The organism is Aerosakkonema funiforme FACHB-1375 (genome assembly GCF_014696265.1).
GTDB lineage: Bacteria > Cyanobacteriota > Cyanobacteriia > Cyanobacteriales > Aerosakkonemataceae > Aerosakkonema > Aerosakkonema funiforme_A.
This window is the reverse complement of the sequence record NZ_JACJPW010000162.1, coordinates 1-14,063: the sequence shown is the minus strand read 5'-3', so window position 1 is coordinate 14,063 and position 14,063 is coordinate 1. Positions and strand designations below refer to the sequence as shown.

18 protein-coding genes are annotated in these 14,063 nt (G+C 43.1%); 7 read left to right on the top strand and 11 right to left on the bottom strand.

Annotation, left to right across the window (positions count from 1 at the left end; all coding sequences use genetic code 11):
- Positions 1–321 precede the first annotated feature (321 nt).
- Both petB and petD read left to right on the top strand, forming a co-directional pair.
- Positions 322–990 (top strand): cytochrome b6, encoded by a 669-nt coding sequence (gene petB / locus H6G03_RS34630; RefSeq protein WP_190475019.1) that lies wholly within the window; start codon positions 322–324, stop codon positions 988–990.
- Between the two features lie 57 nt (positions 991–1,047).
- On the top strand, positions 1,048–1,530 hold the full coding sequence (petD, locus tag H6G03_RS34625) for a cytochrome b6-f complex subunit IV (RefSeq protein WP_190475016.1): 483 nt from the start codon (positions 1,048–1,050) through the stop codon (positions 1,528–1,530).
- Positions 1,531–1,748: 218 nt separating this feature from the next.
- Here the strand turns inward: petD and H6G03_RS34620 are convergent, their stop codons facing one another.
- A complete protein-coding gene (locus H6G03_RS34620; protein ID WP_206756665.1) occupies positions 1,749–1,958 on the bottom strand; it encodes a hypothetical protein in 210 nt (69 codons plus the stop codon).
- A gap of 89 nt (positions 1,959–2,047) precedes the next feature.
- On the opposite strand from H6G03_RS34620, the gene H6G03_RS34615 reads away from it, so the two are divergent.
- Together H6G03_RS34615 and H6G03_RS34610 are read left to right on the top strand one after the other, a co-directional pair.
- Positions 2,048–2,338, top strand: a complete 291-nt coding sequence (locus H6G03_RS34615) for a TIGR02450 family Trp-rich protein (protein WP_190475013.1) — start codon at positions 2,048–2,050, stop codon at positions 2,336–2,338.
- A 94-nt stretch (positions 2,339–2,432) separates the two neighbouring features.
- Positions 2,433–3,305: an aldo/keto reductase gene (locus H6G03_RS34610; RefSeq protein WP_190475009.1), complete on the top strand. Its 873-nt coding sequence runs from the start codon at positions 2,433–2,435 to the stop codon at positions 3,303–3,305.
- A 208-nt stretch (positions 3,306–3,513) separates the two neighbouring features.
- Here the strand turns inward: H6G03_RS34610 and H6G03_RS34605 are convergent, their stop codons facing one another.
- Entirely contained in the window at positions 3,514–3,957 is a 444-nt protein-coding gene (locus tag H6G03_RS34605; protein WP_190475008.1) for a retroviral-like aspartic protease family protein, read from the bottom strand.
- A gap of 130 nt (positions 3,958–4,087) precedes the next feature.
- On the opposite strand from H6G03_RS34605, the gene H6G03_RS34600 reads away from it, so the two are divergent.
- Positions 4,088–4,276, top strand: coding sequence for a hypothetical protein (locus tag H6G03_RS34600; RefSeq protein ID WP_190475005.1), 189 nt, complete (start codon positions 4,088–4,090; stop codon positions 4,274–4,276).
- Between the two features lie 92 nt (positions 4,277–4,368).
- Positions 4,369–5,193, top strand: coding sequence for an Rpn family recombination-promoting nuclease/putative transposase (locus H6G03_RS34595; RefSeq protein WP_190475004.1), 825 nt, complete (start codon positions 4,369–4,371; stop codon positions 5,191–5,193).
- Between the two features lie 278 nt (positions 5,194–5,471).
- Here the strand turns inward: H6G03_RS34595 and H6G03_RS34590 are convergent, their stop codons facing one another.
- The 7 genes from H6G03_RS34590 to H6G03_RS34560 all read right to left on the bottom strand — a co-directional run bounded on the left by H6G03_RS34590 (position 5,472) and on the right by H6G03_RS34560 (position 9,796).
- Positions 5,472–5,699: a type II toxin-antitoxin system prevent-host-death family antitoxin gene (locus tag H6G03_RS34590; protein WP_190475002.1), complete on the bottom strand. Its 228-nt coding sequence runs from the start codon at positions 5,697–5,699 to the stop codon at positions 5,472–5,474.
- Between the two features lies 1 nt (position 5,700).
- A complete protein-coding gene (locus H6G03_RS34585) occupies positions 5,701–6,135 on the bottom strand; it encodes a PIN domain-containing protein (RefSeq protein ID WP_190475000.1) in 435 nt (144 codons plus the stop codon).
- A complete protein-coding gene (locus tag H6G03_RS34580; protein ID WP_199315628.1) occupies positions 6,132–6,419 on the bottom strand; it encodes a DUF6364 family protein in 288 nt (95 codons plus the stop codon). Before H6G03_RS34580 ends, H6G03_RS34585 begins: the two co-directional genes overlap by 4 nt.
- A 72-nt stretch (positions 6,420–6,491) precedes the next feature.
- Positions 6,492–6,716, bottom strand: a complete 225-nt coding sequence (locus H6G03_RS34575; RefSeq protein WP_190475021.1) for a type II toxin-antitoxin system prevent-host-death family antitoxin — start codon at positions 6,714–6,716, stop codon at positions 6,492–6,494.
- A gap of 16 nt (positions 6,717–6,732) precedes the next feature.
- Positions 6,733–6,981 (bottom strand): type II toxin-antitoxin system RelE family toxin, encoded by a 249-nt coding sequence (locus H6G03_RS34570; RefSeq protein ID WP_190474999.1) that lies wholly within the window; start codon positions 6,979–6,981, stop codon positions 6,733–6,735.
- A 190-nt stretch (positions 6,982–7,171) separates the two neighbouring features.
- The gene (locus tag H6G03_RS34565; protein ID WP_190474997.1) at positions 7,172–9,235 is read right to left on the bottom strand and encodes a tetratricopeptide repeat protein; all 2,064 of its coding nucleotides are present in this window, start codon (positions 9,233–9,235) and stop codon (positions 7,172–7,174) included.
- Between the two features lie 93 nt (positions 9,236–9,328).
- The gene (locus tag H6G03_RS34560; RefSeq protein WP_190474995.1) at positions 9,329–9,796 is read right to left on the bottom strand and encodes a hypothetical protein; all 468 of its coding nucleotides are present in this window, start codon (positions 9,794–9,796) and stop codon (positions 9,329–9,331) included.
- Positions 9,797–10,019: 223 nt separating this feature from the next.
- On the opposite strand from H6G03_RS34560, the gene H6G03_RS34555 reads away from it, so the two are divergent.
- Positions 10,020–11,333, top strand: coding sequence for a pentapeptide repeat-containing protein (locus H6G03_RS34555; protein ID WP_190474993.1), 1,314 nt, complete (start codon positions 10,020–10,022; stop codon positions 11,331–11,333).
- Positions 11,334–11,529: 196 nt separating this feature from the next.
- Here H6G03_RS34555 and H6G03_RS34550 read toward each other — a convergent pair whose 3' ends face one another.
- Both H6G03_RS34550 and H6G03_RS34545 read right to left on the bottom strand, forming a co-directional pair.
- Complete coding sequence (locus H6G03_RS34550; RefSeq protein ID WP_190474991.1) at positions 11,530–13,002, bottom strand: dolichyl-phosphate-mannose--protein mannosyltransferase; 1,473 nt, start codon at positions 13,000–13,002, stop codon at positions 11,530–11,532.
- Positions 12,999–13,997, bottom strand: coding sequence for a Gfo/Idh/MocA family protein (locus H6G03_RS34545; RefSeq protein ID WP_190474990.1), 999 nt, complete (start codon positions 13,995–13,997; stop codon positions 12,999–13,001). The genes H6G03_RS34550 and H6G03_RS34545 overlap by 4 nt, the downstream gene beginning before the upstream one ends.
- Positions 13,998–14,063: the final 66 nt, after the last annotated feature.

Below are 14,063 nucleotides of genomic sequence, written 5' to 3'. Positions count from 1 at the left end.
CACTCCCCCACTCCCCTGCTCCCCCGCTCCCCCACTCCCCCGCTCCCCCACTCCACCCTCAAATCTTTTGACGGACTATGTTAACTTTTTTATAGAAGATGAGTGCCGCAAAACTAATCTTGGGGCCAACAGATTGGCAGCGCGGCTCTCAACTCCGATAACAGCCTGCCAAAAATCAAGCACAGACTCGATTTTCAGTCTCCCGTGGTATGGCATACTATCCTAAAGCAAAGATAAGGTTGGCTTCTCAATTACCCTATCCCTTCTCAGGAGATTGGGAAACGCGAAAACGGCAATAAATTTTTTAGGAACTCTTGCTTCATGTTTACTAAGCAGGTAACGGACTCTAAAGTATACAACTGGTTTCAGGAACGCCTAGAAATTCAGGCGCTGGCTGAAGACGTATCCAGCAAGTACGTTCCTCCCCACGTCAATATCTTTTATTGCCTGGGCGGGATTACCCTGGTTTGCTTTATCATCCAGTTCGCGACTGGATTCGCAATGACTTTCTACTATAAGCCGACTGTTACCGAAGCTTTTTCCTCGGTGCAGTACATCATGACGGAAGTCAACTTTGGCTGGCTGATTCGCTCCATTCACCGCTGGTCTGCCAGCATGATGGTGCTGATGATGGTTTTACACATCTTCCGAGTATATTTAACCGGTGGTTTCAAAAAGCCCCGCGAATTGACTTGGGTAACTGGTGTCATCCTGGCAGTGATCACCGTTTCTTTCGGTGTGACCGGCTACTCTCTGCCTTGGGATCAAATCGGTTACTGGGCGGTGAAAATTGTTAGCGGTGTTCCCGAAGCAATTCCAGTTGTAGGCACCCTGATTGCTGACCTGTTGCGTGGTGGTTCTAGCGTCGGTCAAGCAACCTTGACTCGCTACTACAGCGCCCACACCTTTGTTCTGCCGTGGCTAATTGCCGTCTTCATGCTGTTACACTTCTTGATGATTCGCAAGCAAGGTATTTCTGGCCCCTTGTAAGATAGTCAGAAGTTAAACTGCATTTTTATAAGCCTGACAGAGGAGAACTTTTCAACTATGTCCATCATAAAAAAACCGGATTTAAGCGATCCGGTACTCCGTGAAAAACTGGCCAAGGGTATGGGTCATAACTACTATGGCGAACCTGCTTGGCCTAACGACCTGCTGTATGTTTTCCCCATTGTGATTATGGGGACGATCGCATTATGTATCGGTCTCGCCGTTCTCGACCCCGCAATGGTGGGAGAACCAGCCGATCCGTTTGCAACGCCCTTGGAAATTCTCCCAGAATGGTACTTGTGGCCTGTTTTCCAAATCCTGCGTACAGTACCTAACAAACTGCTGGGTGTGCTGTTGATGGCGGCTGTACCTCTGGGTCTGATTCTTGTTCCTTTCATTGAAAGCGTTAACAAGTTCCAAAACCCCTTCCGCCGTCCGCTAGCTACAACTGTGTTTTTGTTCGGGACTTTGGTAACTCTGTACTTGGGTATCGGTGCGACTTTCCCGATCGATAAGTCTCTTACCTTGGGTCTGTTCTAAACTTACCCACAGCCTTAGATTTGACGCCTGTTGGCTTTCTTGGCACTACATCTGTGTTGTTAAGAAAGGTCGGCAGGCGTCAATTAATTTTGGATTTTGGATTTTGGATTTTGGATTTTAGATTTCAGCAGGACTTACACAAAGAAGCCGGGTTTATATGAGGATTTTGGATTCTAGATTTCAATTTGAAATTTAAAATCTGAAATTTGCAATTAATTTCACTCTTCTTCGCGCAAATCTCCCCTCAAGTTGTCGCCACTTCGATCTATCATCTGGGGAGCGAAACCTGGATTGGCGAGCAGTTCTTTTGGATTGTCCGGGATATTACCTGTGCGGACAAGATCTCTGGGGTCTACAGTGTCTTCAGTACCCGTAGGTGGATTAACGTTATCTTTGTATGCAGGCTGTTTGGGCGCTTCTCCAGTCATAACTATTTTTTGGAATAACATATATATCTCAGCCTAAAATTATTTATAGTAAGGCACACACTATCTGGAGGCAGATTAAAGTTTAAAAAATGCCAAAAAAGCAGAAATTTCCTTATCTGGTAGGATCGAAATGGACAGCCCAGCAGAAAATGTGGGGATGGCGACATTTTCAGGTTGTTAACCGCAAAAATCAAGGTCAGTGGGTGTTTGCGGAAATGGTGGCATCTTGCGACCCTAGCGTGCGTTTTTGGGTTAACGCTCAATCTCTCAAAGATCGATCGCTTTGGCAAGCAGGTTGGCAATCTCTCCAGGAAATGTCAGAAAATGAAATATGTCTGTGGGATGAGGAAGTATCTCAAAAAGTGGGATTATCCCAATAATTCTCGCTGACCAAAGGCGAAGAAAAAATCACAAGATGCAAGTTTGCTGGCGTCGGCAAAATATTTTCAATTTAAACTGAACTGCGATCGAACTATGGAAACAAAAAAACTCGGAAATACTAATGTTACTATGAGTGCGATCGGCTTGGGTGGTATGCCGATGTCTGTAAGTGGCAGACCGCCGGAGTCGCAATCGATACAGGTGATTCATCGCGCTCTCGACTTGGGCGTTACTGTTATAGATACGGCGGATTCCTACTGTAAGGATGAGTCGGACAAACACCACAACGAACAACTTATTTACAAGGCGCTTCAAGAATATAAAGGCGATACGAGTCAGGTTATTCTGGCTACAAAAGGTGGCTTGATGCGTCCTAAAGGTGCGTGGACGCGCAACGGTAATCCCGATCATTTAAGGAAAACAATCCGGGAAAGTTTTGCGGCTTTTGGTGGAGAGAAAGCGATCGATCTCTGGCAGTATCATTCACCCGATCCGGATTATACGATCGAAGAAGCTTTAGCACCAGCAAAGGAAGCGGTAGAAGAGGGTTTAATTAAGTTTGTCGGTGTTTCTAATTTTTCTGTAGAACAGATTAAACGCGCTCGCGATGTGGTAGAAATTGTATCTGTTCAAAATCAGTACAATCCTTGGTATCGCCAGCCAGAGTTTGATGGGGTGCTGGAGTATTGCGAGAAGGAAGGATTGACGTTTTTGCCTTGGAGTCCGCTGGGTGGTAGCAATCGCGTCGGTCGCTTGAAAAATATTAAGGCAATTTCCCAGCTAGCGAAAGAAAAAGGCGTGTCGGTATACAATATTGTACTGGCATGGTTAATGGCAAAATCTCCCTGCGTGGTGCCTATTCCCGGTGCTAGTAAGGTTTCCAGCATTGAAGATTCAGTGCGTGCTGCTGATGTCAAGTTGTCTGGTGATGAAGTGGCAAATATCGATCGCGCTACAGCATCTTGAAATGAGCGATCGCATCATATTGTAGGGTGCGTTACGGCAAGCCTAACGCACCGATTAACTATTTGTTAAATTCCCAAAAACCTCTTGCCAAAATTTGAATATTGACATATCATCTAAGAATGGGAATCTGTGCGCTCATATATACTCGTTATAAAAAGTGTGAATGTGAGCGATCGCACCTGGTAGATGGAATGCGATCGCATCTTTTTCACATCACCGTATGATAGGTATCTTTCCCCTCAACAGGTAATTTTCTGAGGCGTTGATTTTTCAAATCTGGTTCTAATGCTAAATCCTCTAATGGAATCAAACCTAATAAAGGATCTTGACCCTCTGGTAACTCTACGCAAGTATAAGTTCCTTCCCGTTCTTCTACAGAAAGAACTACATCCTTGAAAACGCGAACTTTGCTAATTCCTACCGCTGTTTTTACCTCGATTTCTTCTTTAACTGTTACGCCTAACTGACGGATAATTTCTGCCGGTAAGCAAAGTCTTGTTGCGCCTGTATCTACCAACACATCTTGCAAGGTAATAGAACGTATTTCATTAGCAGGGATAAAACCTCTTTCTGCTAAAATTTGATCTACGCGGTTACTGACTGTAATTGTGGTCGTAACTTTTCCCATTTCTTCGCTAGTTTTGGTTGACATGATAAACTCCTGAATGTTAACTCGTATATGAGATATTTTGATATAGGCGCTTATCTATATTGATAATAATACCCTATTAGTCTTCGTTGTGCTACAATATGCAAGTAAAATCCCTATTGGCTTTATACTTATGGAAACTATGAACGTTAAAGAAGAAGCCCGCCGTTTGATTGACAAATTACCAGAAAATTGCACTTGGGATGACTTAATGTATGGAATTTATATTAGGCAAGGTGTAGAAACTGGACTTGCTGATGTTAAAGCTGGTAGAATAAGAACGGTGGAGGAAGTGCGAAACAGATTTGGATTATCAACGTGAATATTTATTGGACAGATAATGCAATAGAAGACCTTATAACCCCCATAACTAGGAACTTGGGTTAATATAAAATTAAATCGTGAGGTTTCCTGGTGACTTTCATAAACCCCAAAACCGATTTCGCTTTTAAAAAAATCTTCGGTTCCCAACAAAGCAAAGATATTTTAATCAGCTTCCTAAACGCCCTGCTTTATAACGCCAATCCCACCATTGAAGATTTAGAAATTCTCAATCCTTATTTAGCACCTCAAATCAGAGGAGTTAAAGATACTTACTTAGATGTAAAAGCTAAAATCACTGGGGATAAAACCGTGATTATTGAAATGCAAGTTTTGAACGTCGAAGGTTTTGAAAAGCGCATTTTATACAATGCAGCCAAAGCTTATTCAATTCAACTCGATTCAGGAGAAAACTATACTTTTCTAAATCCCGTAATTGCTTTAACAATTACCGATTTTGAAATGTTTCCCAATTTTGATAAAGTAATTTCCCGCTTCGCCCTCAAAGAACAAGATTACTTAGTTGATTATTCTATCTATGATATCGAATTGGTGTTTGTAGAATTGCCCAAATTTAACAAGACTTTGGCAGAATTGGAAACCATTACCGACAAATGGATTTATTTTCTGAAAAGCGCTAGAACTTTGGATAAAGTTCCGGAAGTAATGGGTGTAGTTCCCGAAATTCAAAAAGCGTTTGATATTGCTAATCAAGCCAACTTGAATCGGGATGAATTGGAAGATTTACAAAAGCGGGAAATCTTTATTCAAGACCAGCGAAATGCAATTACAAAGGCTGTCAATCAAAAAATTATAGAAATTGCCATGCGTTTAATTGATGCTGGTTTAGATGACGAAACTATCAGTCAAACAACTAAGCTTAGTTTGCCAGAAGTGCAAAAGCTGAGAATAAATTAATATCAATTTTTGGATTGTTATTAGATTGGTTCTCCATCTTCAAAAGTGTAAATATCCGCCTTCTTCTGCTTCGTGAATTATGACTTTGATTTTCATCGGTTTATTATCTTATGATTGATTTTTGGCGCTCTTATTTATTATAGAGAATTAATTGCAACCATTATAGCCCGCCTGCGATTCAAATCGCAGTCTAATAGCGGAAGTCCGTTCAAACGGACTGAAATTTTTGGTGCGTTTTTTAGTCGGTTTTAACCGACTTTCGCTATTAGCCAGGGAATTTATTCCCTGGCGGGTGTAGGAGACACTGATAAACCCAATTGCTGCTTTACCTCGGCTAACGATATTGAAGGTTTATCTGCATCTTCCAGCTTAGCATTTCGCAAATCTTCCAAATCTTCCAAATCTTCCAACAATTCTTGCAATGCTTCAAATTCCTCGTAAGGGAGGATAACAAATTCTTTCTTGCCGTTTTTGCTTAAATATTCTGGGTGTAATTCGATCGTCATTCTATTCATCCTCCTCCTCTGAAACTGATATAATATTAAAAAAGACTTCCGGTAGCATGGCGGGGATACTTCCTAATCGAAAATCTTTGATATTGCGAGTAACGATATAATCTACTCCTACACCCGCCGCCGCTGCATAAGTGACCGCATCTTCAAAATCCTTAAAGCCACTGGAAAAAGCCGATCGAATTACTGCATCTGTTACGCCAGCAGTTACCATTTTAGACATCAAATTCATCAGCACTTTCTGACTTTTCTCGTTTCCCAAATGTCTTCTCAGGAAATAGAAGATATTCGTAATACTATGTCCGGCTATATATCCTTCTACTTTACCTTGTCCAACCGCATCAAGTGCTAAAGCCGAAGCTGCGAAGAAAGGCTGTCTTTCTAATAAAACATCAAGCACGACATCGCTATCAAATAAAACTCGTTTCACTGATATTTTGCCTCTAGATAGTCGATATATTCTTCGCGTAAAGCTTCATCATTTGGGATTTCTCCAGTTGCTTTAATCGCTCCCACTAAGCTTTGAGTCCAGGTACTCAATTGCAAAGGTCGATCTGGTTCTGGTAGATGTTCAAAAAATTCTGCTACCGCTTCAGAAAGGGAAACATTACGCGATTTTGCCCAGTTCTTTGCTTTGGCAATTAAGGTTTCATCTAGGCGTAAGGTGAGTTTTGTTTGCATATAATAAAGTTCGACGTATACTGTATATAGCATAGTACGTCATAAATATATTTTTGTCTAGGTTGTTAGTCAGTTTTAACCGACTTTCGCTATTAGCCAGGGAATTTATTCCCTGGCGGGTGTAGGCGACTCTGATAAACCCAATTGCTTCTTTACCTCTGCTAACGATATTGAAGGTTTATCTGCATCTTCCAGCTTGGCATTTCGCAAATCGATCAAATCTTCCAAATCTTCTAATAATTCTTGCAATGCTTCAAATTCTTCGTAAGGAAGGACGACAAATTCTTTCTTGCCGTTTTTGCTTAAATACTCTGGATGTAATTCAATCATCATTCTGTTCCTCTGGTTATGAATAAGCGTCGCTGCGATGTTTAATCCGGTAAACTACTATCTTGTCGCCTTCTATCTCAAATAATACTCGGTAATCTCCTACTCGTAATCGATATTCTGGGGTAAAATTGGTTAACCGCTTCACATCACCTGCTAGGTCGTTCTTTAATGCTTCGATTTTAGCTAAAATTCGGCTGCTATTCTCAGCACTAAGAGAATTTAAATCTTTGATGGCGCGTGGTTTAAAATCTATCTGGTATTTCACTTGTCCTCACTGATAATGTAACTGAAGTATAAGATATGTCATAAGAAAATTTTAGAAGTAAAATAGAAATTCTACACAATTAAGACTTGATAAACCGAGTTTCTAAACGAAATATCTAGGCTTTGAGGTAAGGTTGGTTGCAAGAAACCCGGTTTTTGACTTTGGTACAAGATTTGGGAGAAGGGATATTTTAACTACGCCGCCGAAATTGTGCGCGTACAAATTGCCACAAATTGATGCACCACCGCCACAGAAAGTTAATCGCAGTTTTTAGCCAATTTTTATTAGGATTGGAAGGTGCTACCGAATTTACTTCTATTCGCTGAATTGCATTGTCGCATTCCTGAACTTTGGTATTGAGTTCCATTGCTTGATACAATTGGCGAGAATTGCGAAAAGCGCCTATAGCATCTAATTTTCTGTTTTCTTTTTCTAAGGATATTCCTAAATTGAACCAGGCATTACCTTCACCAAAACGATCGCCTATTTCTCTAGCTATTTCTAGCCATTGCTGATGGAAACGAATCGCTTCCTGATATTGTCCTAGAGAATAGTAAGCATTGCCTAAACCACCAAGGGAACTACCTTCACCAAAACGATTGCCTATTTCTCTAGCTATTTCTAGAGATTGCTGATAGAAACGAATCGCTTCTTGATATTGTCCTAGAGATTGGTAAGCATCGCCCAAACCACCAAGGGATCTACCTTCACCAAAACGATTGCCTATTTCTCTAGCTATTTCTAGAGATTGCTGATGGAAACGAATCGCTTCTTGATATTGTCCTAGAGAATAGTAAGCATTGCCTAAACCACCAAGGGAACTACCTTCACCAAAACGATTGCCTATTTCTCTAGCTATTTCTAGAGATTGCTGATGGAAACGAATCGCTTCTTGATATTGTCCTAGAGAATAGTAAGCATTGCCTAAATATAAAAGTGCAGCAAGAAATTGCCACTGTTGAAAATTGTCTTTTGGTTCCTGAAAATCAACTAATCGCGAAAAGAGTTCAACCCGCGTCTTGTTGTAACCGCGTAAATCTAAAAAGTTGTCTACATTGTTATCATCGCGAATAGTGTAAAAAGCTTCTCCATATCTTTGTAACTGACAAAGATGATAAAAAATTTCCAAATATGCCCTTACATCCTCAAGTGTTTCCCAAGGCTTCGGTTTCACCTGCGACTTATAATGATCGATCGCTATTTCATGTGCAGCACTTAAATCCGTTCCTTGCTTTTGCAAATATTCCTGCACCAACACCTGAAATTTGTAATAGTCTTTATCTTCAGTTTCCAGCAACAAAGAACGGTTGTATAATTCCCGCAAAGCCTTCACAATTGCCAGATTATCGACAACTTGACCCTCATCCTTAGCAGAAGATGCTTCCGAATTACTCTCCTCTTCTCGCAGGAGAGGGGTAGGGGGAGAGGTCAACATCTTCCCCGCCGCCCGAAAATCAAACGGTTGGCGATAAACACTCAAATTAACGAAAAATTTCTTCTGTTCCTCACTCAAACGTTGCAAATGCTGTTCCAAAATCCACTCTAACCGCGCATCCTCCTTATCCCGATGCACACCTTCCGCCTGATGGTATACCAAATCAAACTGCTGTAATCCCAATTCCGCCACACCACTTAGCTGAGAATGGCAGTATTGTCGTAAAAAACCAGCCACTAGCTGCAACGTCAGGGGGTGTCCATCCACACTCGCCGCAAAAGCTGCCAATTCCTCAAGCGTTCCCTGAATCTCTAACTTTTGCAACAACTCAGCCCCATCGCTGGGTGTCATCCCCTCCAAAAAATACCAATTCTTTTCTGCTTGCAACCGTATCGGCTGTTCCTGGGTAGTCAGCAACAGGGTACTGGTGTCTCCCTGCCGCAACCAGCGATTAAACAATTGCTGGTAAGCTGGATCTGGGAACTCTCGCGCCTCATTCAGCAGCGTTTCCAAGTTATCAATTACCAGCAAACACCGTTGCTGACGCAGACATTTCAGCAAATCGTTAATCAGTTGGGTGGTGTCGCCAGTCTGGGTAACGCTTCCCCCCAAAGCTGGAATCGTCTTTTCGGCAAATGCGGCAAAATCCGGCTTTTGGCTGACATCCGCCCAGTATTTGGCTGCAAAGCGAGAGTTTTGGTAGAGATACGCCGCCAGGGAAGATTTGCCGATTCCTCCCAATCCTTGTATCCCAATTGTTTTAATATTGGGATTTGCCAACCATTTTTGCAGTTCTTCAACTTCCTTTTTTCGCCCCACCCAATCTTTCAGACTCGGCGGCGTGTCGATGAGGTTAACGGAAGTAGGGCGACTGACTGCCGGAGAATCTCTTCCCCCATTAGATACCAGCAGTCATATATTTTTATTGTGATTGATTGTACGATTGCCGCCAATTTGCTCGATCGTACCGGGATTGTCGATCTTGCCAATTTCCCCGATCGCATTATCGCTAGCTTGAACGGTTTTGGAACTGCGATCGTTAATTTGAGTCTTCGTGCTATTATCTTCTACCTTGTTGAGGTTAATCTCTCGATTAATCTGTTGCGCCATCGTCTGAATTTCGTCAGCAAACGGCTTATCAGTCCTCATCGCCGCATCCAGAAACGTCGCCACCCGGTCTAAATTAGGCCCAGAGGGATTTTTCTCTACCTCCATTAAAGCTACATCAGCGTGTGCATCGCCCTTCAGCCTGTGCCGAATCTTATCCTGTAAAGGTTTCAGCTTTTCTAAACTTGCTTCGATACCTTTACCTACCGCAGTTTCCACCAATTTGCCGAAAGCGATTTCTGCTATCTTTACTGCTGCCAGTTCAAATGCCATAAGTTAGAGATAGGGGAGGGTATCATATCATTTTTACCGATCGCCATCTCGTCCGCCAACGCCGATCGCACCCAAAATCAGCCACAAGCTAGAAACCGGGTTTCTTTGTCGATCGTTCACGGTTAAACCTAACATTTTTCGTAGAAACCCGGTTTCTTTGCGTGTTAGTTAAAATTTTGTAGGTAACAGGCATTTCGTCCAGACTGCCCAACCTAGAACAAAAATGACCGAATCGCCTAATTCTCGTCAAAACAGCGCAAATCAGCCAAATTTACCGACAGAAAGTCCAGACTCTGCTAGTGGCAATGGCAGCTTTGCCGATCGACCTCGCCCTAGCGAATATTCAGCATCGGCGGGGACGAACGAATCAGATAGGCTACTATCTAGCCTTGCACGAAAAGAGATTGCCATCCAACAAAATGCCGCCGCCGCTGTTGCGCCAAATCGATCGGCATCTTGGGTTATTGTATGTGCGACAGCCCTGATGTTTGTGGGCATAATCCTCAATAACTTCTGGATCGGTATATCTGGATCGATAGTCGCCCTACTGCTATCCCTGCGCCTAATTTGGCCGCTCCTACAATCGTGGTTAAATGATTTACAGCCCCACGAGCGATCGCAACTCTTAGGCATCGTTGGCTTTTTAGCTGCCTTATTAGGCTTACTTAAGTTTATCGGCGTTTATGATGCGATCGGCAATTGGCTGCAACAAATTAAATGGGATGAATTCGGTTCTTGGGCAGAATGGACTGGTGCTGTAGGGCAAATTATGATCGCCGTTCTCGCCGTTTATATTGCTTGGCGTCAATATGTCATCTCCAAAGACTTGACCATTCAGCAAAATATCATCACCCAACAACAAACAATTGACGCTTACTTTCAAGGTGTCTCCGATCTAGCATTAGATGATGAAGGAATGTTAGAAGATTGGCCTCAAGAACGAGTTTTTGCAGAAGGACGTACAGCAGCTATTCTTACCAGTATCGATGCACAAGGTAAAGCCAAAGTCCTGCGATTTTTGTCCCAGTCCAGGTTACTCAGCCCCCTCAAGCGCGATCAACATTTAGGCAGACCGATTCTCAATGGTTTTGGCGGTTACGAAGAAGACCGCGAATATGGCGTCCGCGTCATCGATCTCGGCGTTATGTTAGCAGGAGCAAATATTTCTCGTACCGATTTGCGCTGGGTAGAACTTAGCGAAGCCAATCTCGTCAGAGCCGATCTTAGCAGCTGCGATTTAGCACACGCTAACCTTTCTCGTGCTATTTTATATGAAGCCAATCTAGCCGGTGCAGATCTCAAAGGAACCCGATTATTTTACGGTTCTGCGAAAACCGCCAGCCCCCGCAGTCGCACGATATTACCTGACTACGAAACAGGCGCTCACACAGGCGCTGTCGTGGAAAATACCGATTTTACTGATGTTCAGCGCTTATCGGAAGAACAGCGTTATTACTGTTGCGCTTGGGGTGGCGAAAAAACTAGATCTACTATTCCTGGCGGTTGTGTTGGTATTCCCAACAAATTAGGACATTAGTGATTTTGGATTTTGGATTTTGGATTTTGGATTAAAAAATCAAATCTGGGTGTTTCGGGTTTGTGGAAAATGTTTTTTTTGTGACATATTTGTGCAATATGGTGGGTGACGGCACGGGAACTTAATTATTGGTTGAAAGTGGTGAAATTATCGCCACAAAAACGGGATATCTCCAAATCTAAAATCTGAAATTACATTAAATCCAGGAGGGAAACCACATTCTAATTTTAAAAGCTTGCGGCGATAAAGGCAATCCTAAATAAACTGGTAGCCAGAAGGCAAAAGCCAGCAATATCAAAAAGATAACGGTAACTCCCATGATTCGCAGTCGAGGTCTGGGACTGTGCAGCCAGCGTTCTACCAGCCACGCCAAACCCAAAAAGGTAAAGATTGTCGCACCCATATATAAATAGATAAAAGTGCAGCGCGTCACTTTTATCCAAGGCAAAAAGTTGGCGGCATAATTTAAGACTACATAAAGCAATATCCACAATTCTTTTTGCTGAGGAAAGTAAACCTGGTTTGGTTCGCGATTTCCAGATATATTAGCCCAAACCCAGACGCGCTTGCCTAACTCTGCAACTAGCACCAAAATTGCGATCGCACCTAACCACCACAAAGCTGGATTTCCCATCGCATGAACATCGTAAATCACTTTCTCTGCACCCGCCGGTAATGGCGGTAAGGATGGAATCGGTTCGCTTTTGCTAGTCGCAGTTTCGTAAAAATATACGATCGGACGTAACATCAAAGGCCAAGTGTACCATTTAGAACAATAAGGATGAACTTTTGGGCCACTTTGCATCCGTTCGTGGAATCCTAACATTTGTTGGTGCAATTCCCCAAATCCGGTCTTGGCGTTTATTTGTAAGTGAGGAATCCAAATTAAGTAGTAAACTATAGCTGGGATTATGCCCAAATAAAAGACAATTTGAAATACATTAATCCGCGTCAGATTTTGCAAAGGTGACTGACTATCTGTGACTCTCCCCCTCTGCTCATCTGCGACTCTCCCCCTCTGCGCCCATCGCATTACCCAAGCACATATCCAAATTAGATAAATCCCCAATAAAAATGCCAAACCATTCCATTTAACTCCTGCGGACGCTCCAAAACAAATACCCGATGCAGTCAGTAAAACCCAACGCGAAAAAGCCTTTTGTTGCAGCGCTAACAGAAAAAATAATTGACCCAAAATGCCAAAGAAAACCAAGTAAATGTTAATCAGAGCGTAGCGGGATTCTACCAGAAGTAAACCATCGCAAGTTGTAAATAAAGCTGCAATTAAGGCATAACTGGGTCGGCGGCTCAATTGATAAGCGATCGCGCCTACAATTAATGGTAGTAAAGAACCTACCAGAGCGTTCATCCATCGATAACTAATGGGGGAAAGCGGGACTCCCACATAGTTATTGACGGTATCTTGTCCAAAATGAAAATAATTGCCGATCGATATAGCGATCGCAATCATATACTTACCCAAAGGGGGATGGGCATCAAACAAAGGTGTGTTAGTTAAGTAGTTATAGGCATATTTGACATAATAAACTTCATCAAATACGAGAGAATTAAATCGGCTCAATCCCCAAAAGTGCAAAGCCAATGACAGCAGAAATACAATTGCGATCGCCATCTTAAACCAGGGAACAAGCTTTTTAATAAATGTCATAAAATCTCAATTGTTTGTCCCGTTTCAGCCGAACGGCGGGCAGCATCGGCCACTTTGAGCGCATACAAGCTAGCATTTGGCGTCACGTACAACGGCTTCCCTTCTAGCAAGCGGTCTAACACCATAGCAGTTTCTTTGGCAAATAAGCCACGTCGGCTGCCTACCTCAATGGGTGTCATTTCCTCTCCTCTCACCAGTTGACCTCGGTCGCCATCAAAAATAAGACTGCCTTGCTCGCCATGTACCTCAAAGGGACGTGCTGCCTGCCAAAAAATTTCCCCTTTGCCATAGGTTACCTCAGCTATTAACCCATTGGTAAAGCGCAATTGGGCAGTGCAAAGACAAGCGGTGTAAAATTCCGATTCCTTACCCCAAAACCGACTTTGGCAGCTGACGGTGGCAACTGTGCCAAACAAATCTGTCAATCGATGGATGCGGGAAAGGGCAGCGCTAAACGGAAATCCAAATAACGCTGAGTTGTAAGTCCACCTACGGGGCGCGGGTCTTTTCGGATCGATCGTACTGTAGCGGGCATAAAATGCCGTGCCAATTTCCGGTAAGTGTTGCTTGAGCGCTTGGTGCAATCCGCCCAGCAGTTCGATATGCTCGACGTGCAGAAGTTTGCCTTTTCTTTCGGCTAAAGCAATCAATTCTGCTGCTTCTGTTGGGTTTAAAGAAAGCGGGTATTCTACTACAACGTGCTTACCTGCGTCAAGGGCTGCACGAGCGATCGCACCGTGTTCGCTATTAATAGAGGAAACAATCACCAAATCCAGATCCGGACGTTCCACCAGCCGCTTCCAGTCCAAAAAAGCTTCCGCTTGGTAAGTTTGACCGAACGCCTCGGTCTTTTCTGGCGTATGACCGGCCACAGCTACCAGATGACTGCGGGGGTCAGATTGCAAAGTTTCTGCCCGCAGTTTCGCGGCATAACCCGTACCGACCAGCCCCACCTTTATAGGGATCGTGAGAAAAAAATACACAGGAGAACTCATCGTGTCTTTACCAAAGTAATTTTAGGGGTTAGGGGTTAGGGGTTAGGGGTTAGGGGTTAGGGAGAT

What these genes read in the sequence shown, in the direction of transcription:
- H6G03_RS34560 (WP_190474995.1), bottom strand. Translation starts at nt 9,796, where the DNA reads ATGGCATTTGAACTGGCAGCAGTAAAGATAGCAGAAATCGCTTTCGGC.
- petB (WP_190475019.1), top strand. Translation starts at nt 322, where the DNA reads ATGTTTACTAAGCAGGTAACGGACTCTAAAGTATACAACTGGTTTCAG.
- H6G03_RS34590 (WP_190475002.1), bottom strand. Translation starts at nt 5,699, where the DNA reads ATGACGATCGAATTACACCCAGAATATTTAAGCAAAAACGGCAAGAAA.
- H6G03_RS34555 (WP_190474993.1), top strand. Translation starts at nt 10,020, where the DNA reads ATGACCGAATCGCCTAATTCTCGTCAAAACAGCGCAAATCAGCCAAAT.
- H6G03_RS34550 (WP_190474991.1), bottom strand. Translation starts at nt 13,002, where the DNA reads ATGACATTTATTAAAAAGCTTGTTCCCTGGTTTAAGATGGCGATCGCA.
- H6G03_RS34545 (WP_190474990.1), bottom strand. Translation starts at nt 13,997, where the DNA reads ATGAGTTCTCCTGTGTATTTTTTTCTCACGATCCCTATAAAGGTGGGG.
- H6G03_RS34575 (WP_190475021.1), bottom strand. Translation starts at nt 6,716, where the DNA reads ATGATTGAATTACATCCAGAGTATTTAAGCAAAAACGGCAAGAAAGAA.
- H6G03_RS34605 (WP_190475008.1), bottom strand. Translation starts at nt 3,957, where the DNA reads ATGTCAACCAAAACTAGCGAAGAAATGGGAAAAGTTACGACCACAATT.
- H6G03_RS34620 (WP_206756665.1), bottom strand. Translation starts at nt 1,958, where the DNA reads ATGACTGGAGAAGCGCCCAAACAGCCTGCATACAAAGATAACGTTAAT.
- H6G03_RS34600 (WP_190475005.1), top strand. Translation starts at nt 4,088, where the DNA reads ATGGAAACTATGAACGTTAAAGAAGAAGCCCGCCGTTTGATTGACAAA.
- H6G03_RS34615 (WP_190475013.1), top strand. Translation starts at nt 2,048, where the DNA reads ATGCCAAAAAAGCAGAAATTTCCTTATCTGGTAGGATCGAAATGGACA.
- H6G03_RS34610 (WP_190475009.1), top strand. Translation starts at nt 2,433, where the DNA reads ATGGAAACAAAAAAACTCGGAAATACTAATGTTACTATGAGTGCGATC.
- H6G03_RS34580 (WP_199315628.1), bottom strand. Translation starts at nt 6,419, where the DNA reads ATGCTATATACAGTATACGTCGAACTTTATTATATGCAAACAAAACTC.
- petD (WP_190475016.1), top strand. Translation starts at nt 1,048, where the DNA reads ATGTCCATCATAAAAAAACCGGATTTAAGCGATCCGGTACTCCGTGAA.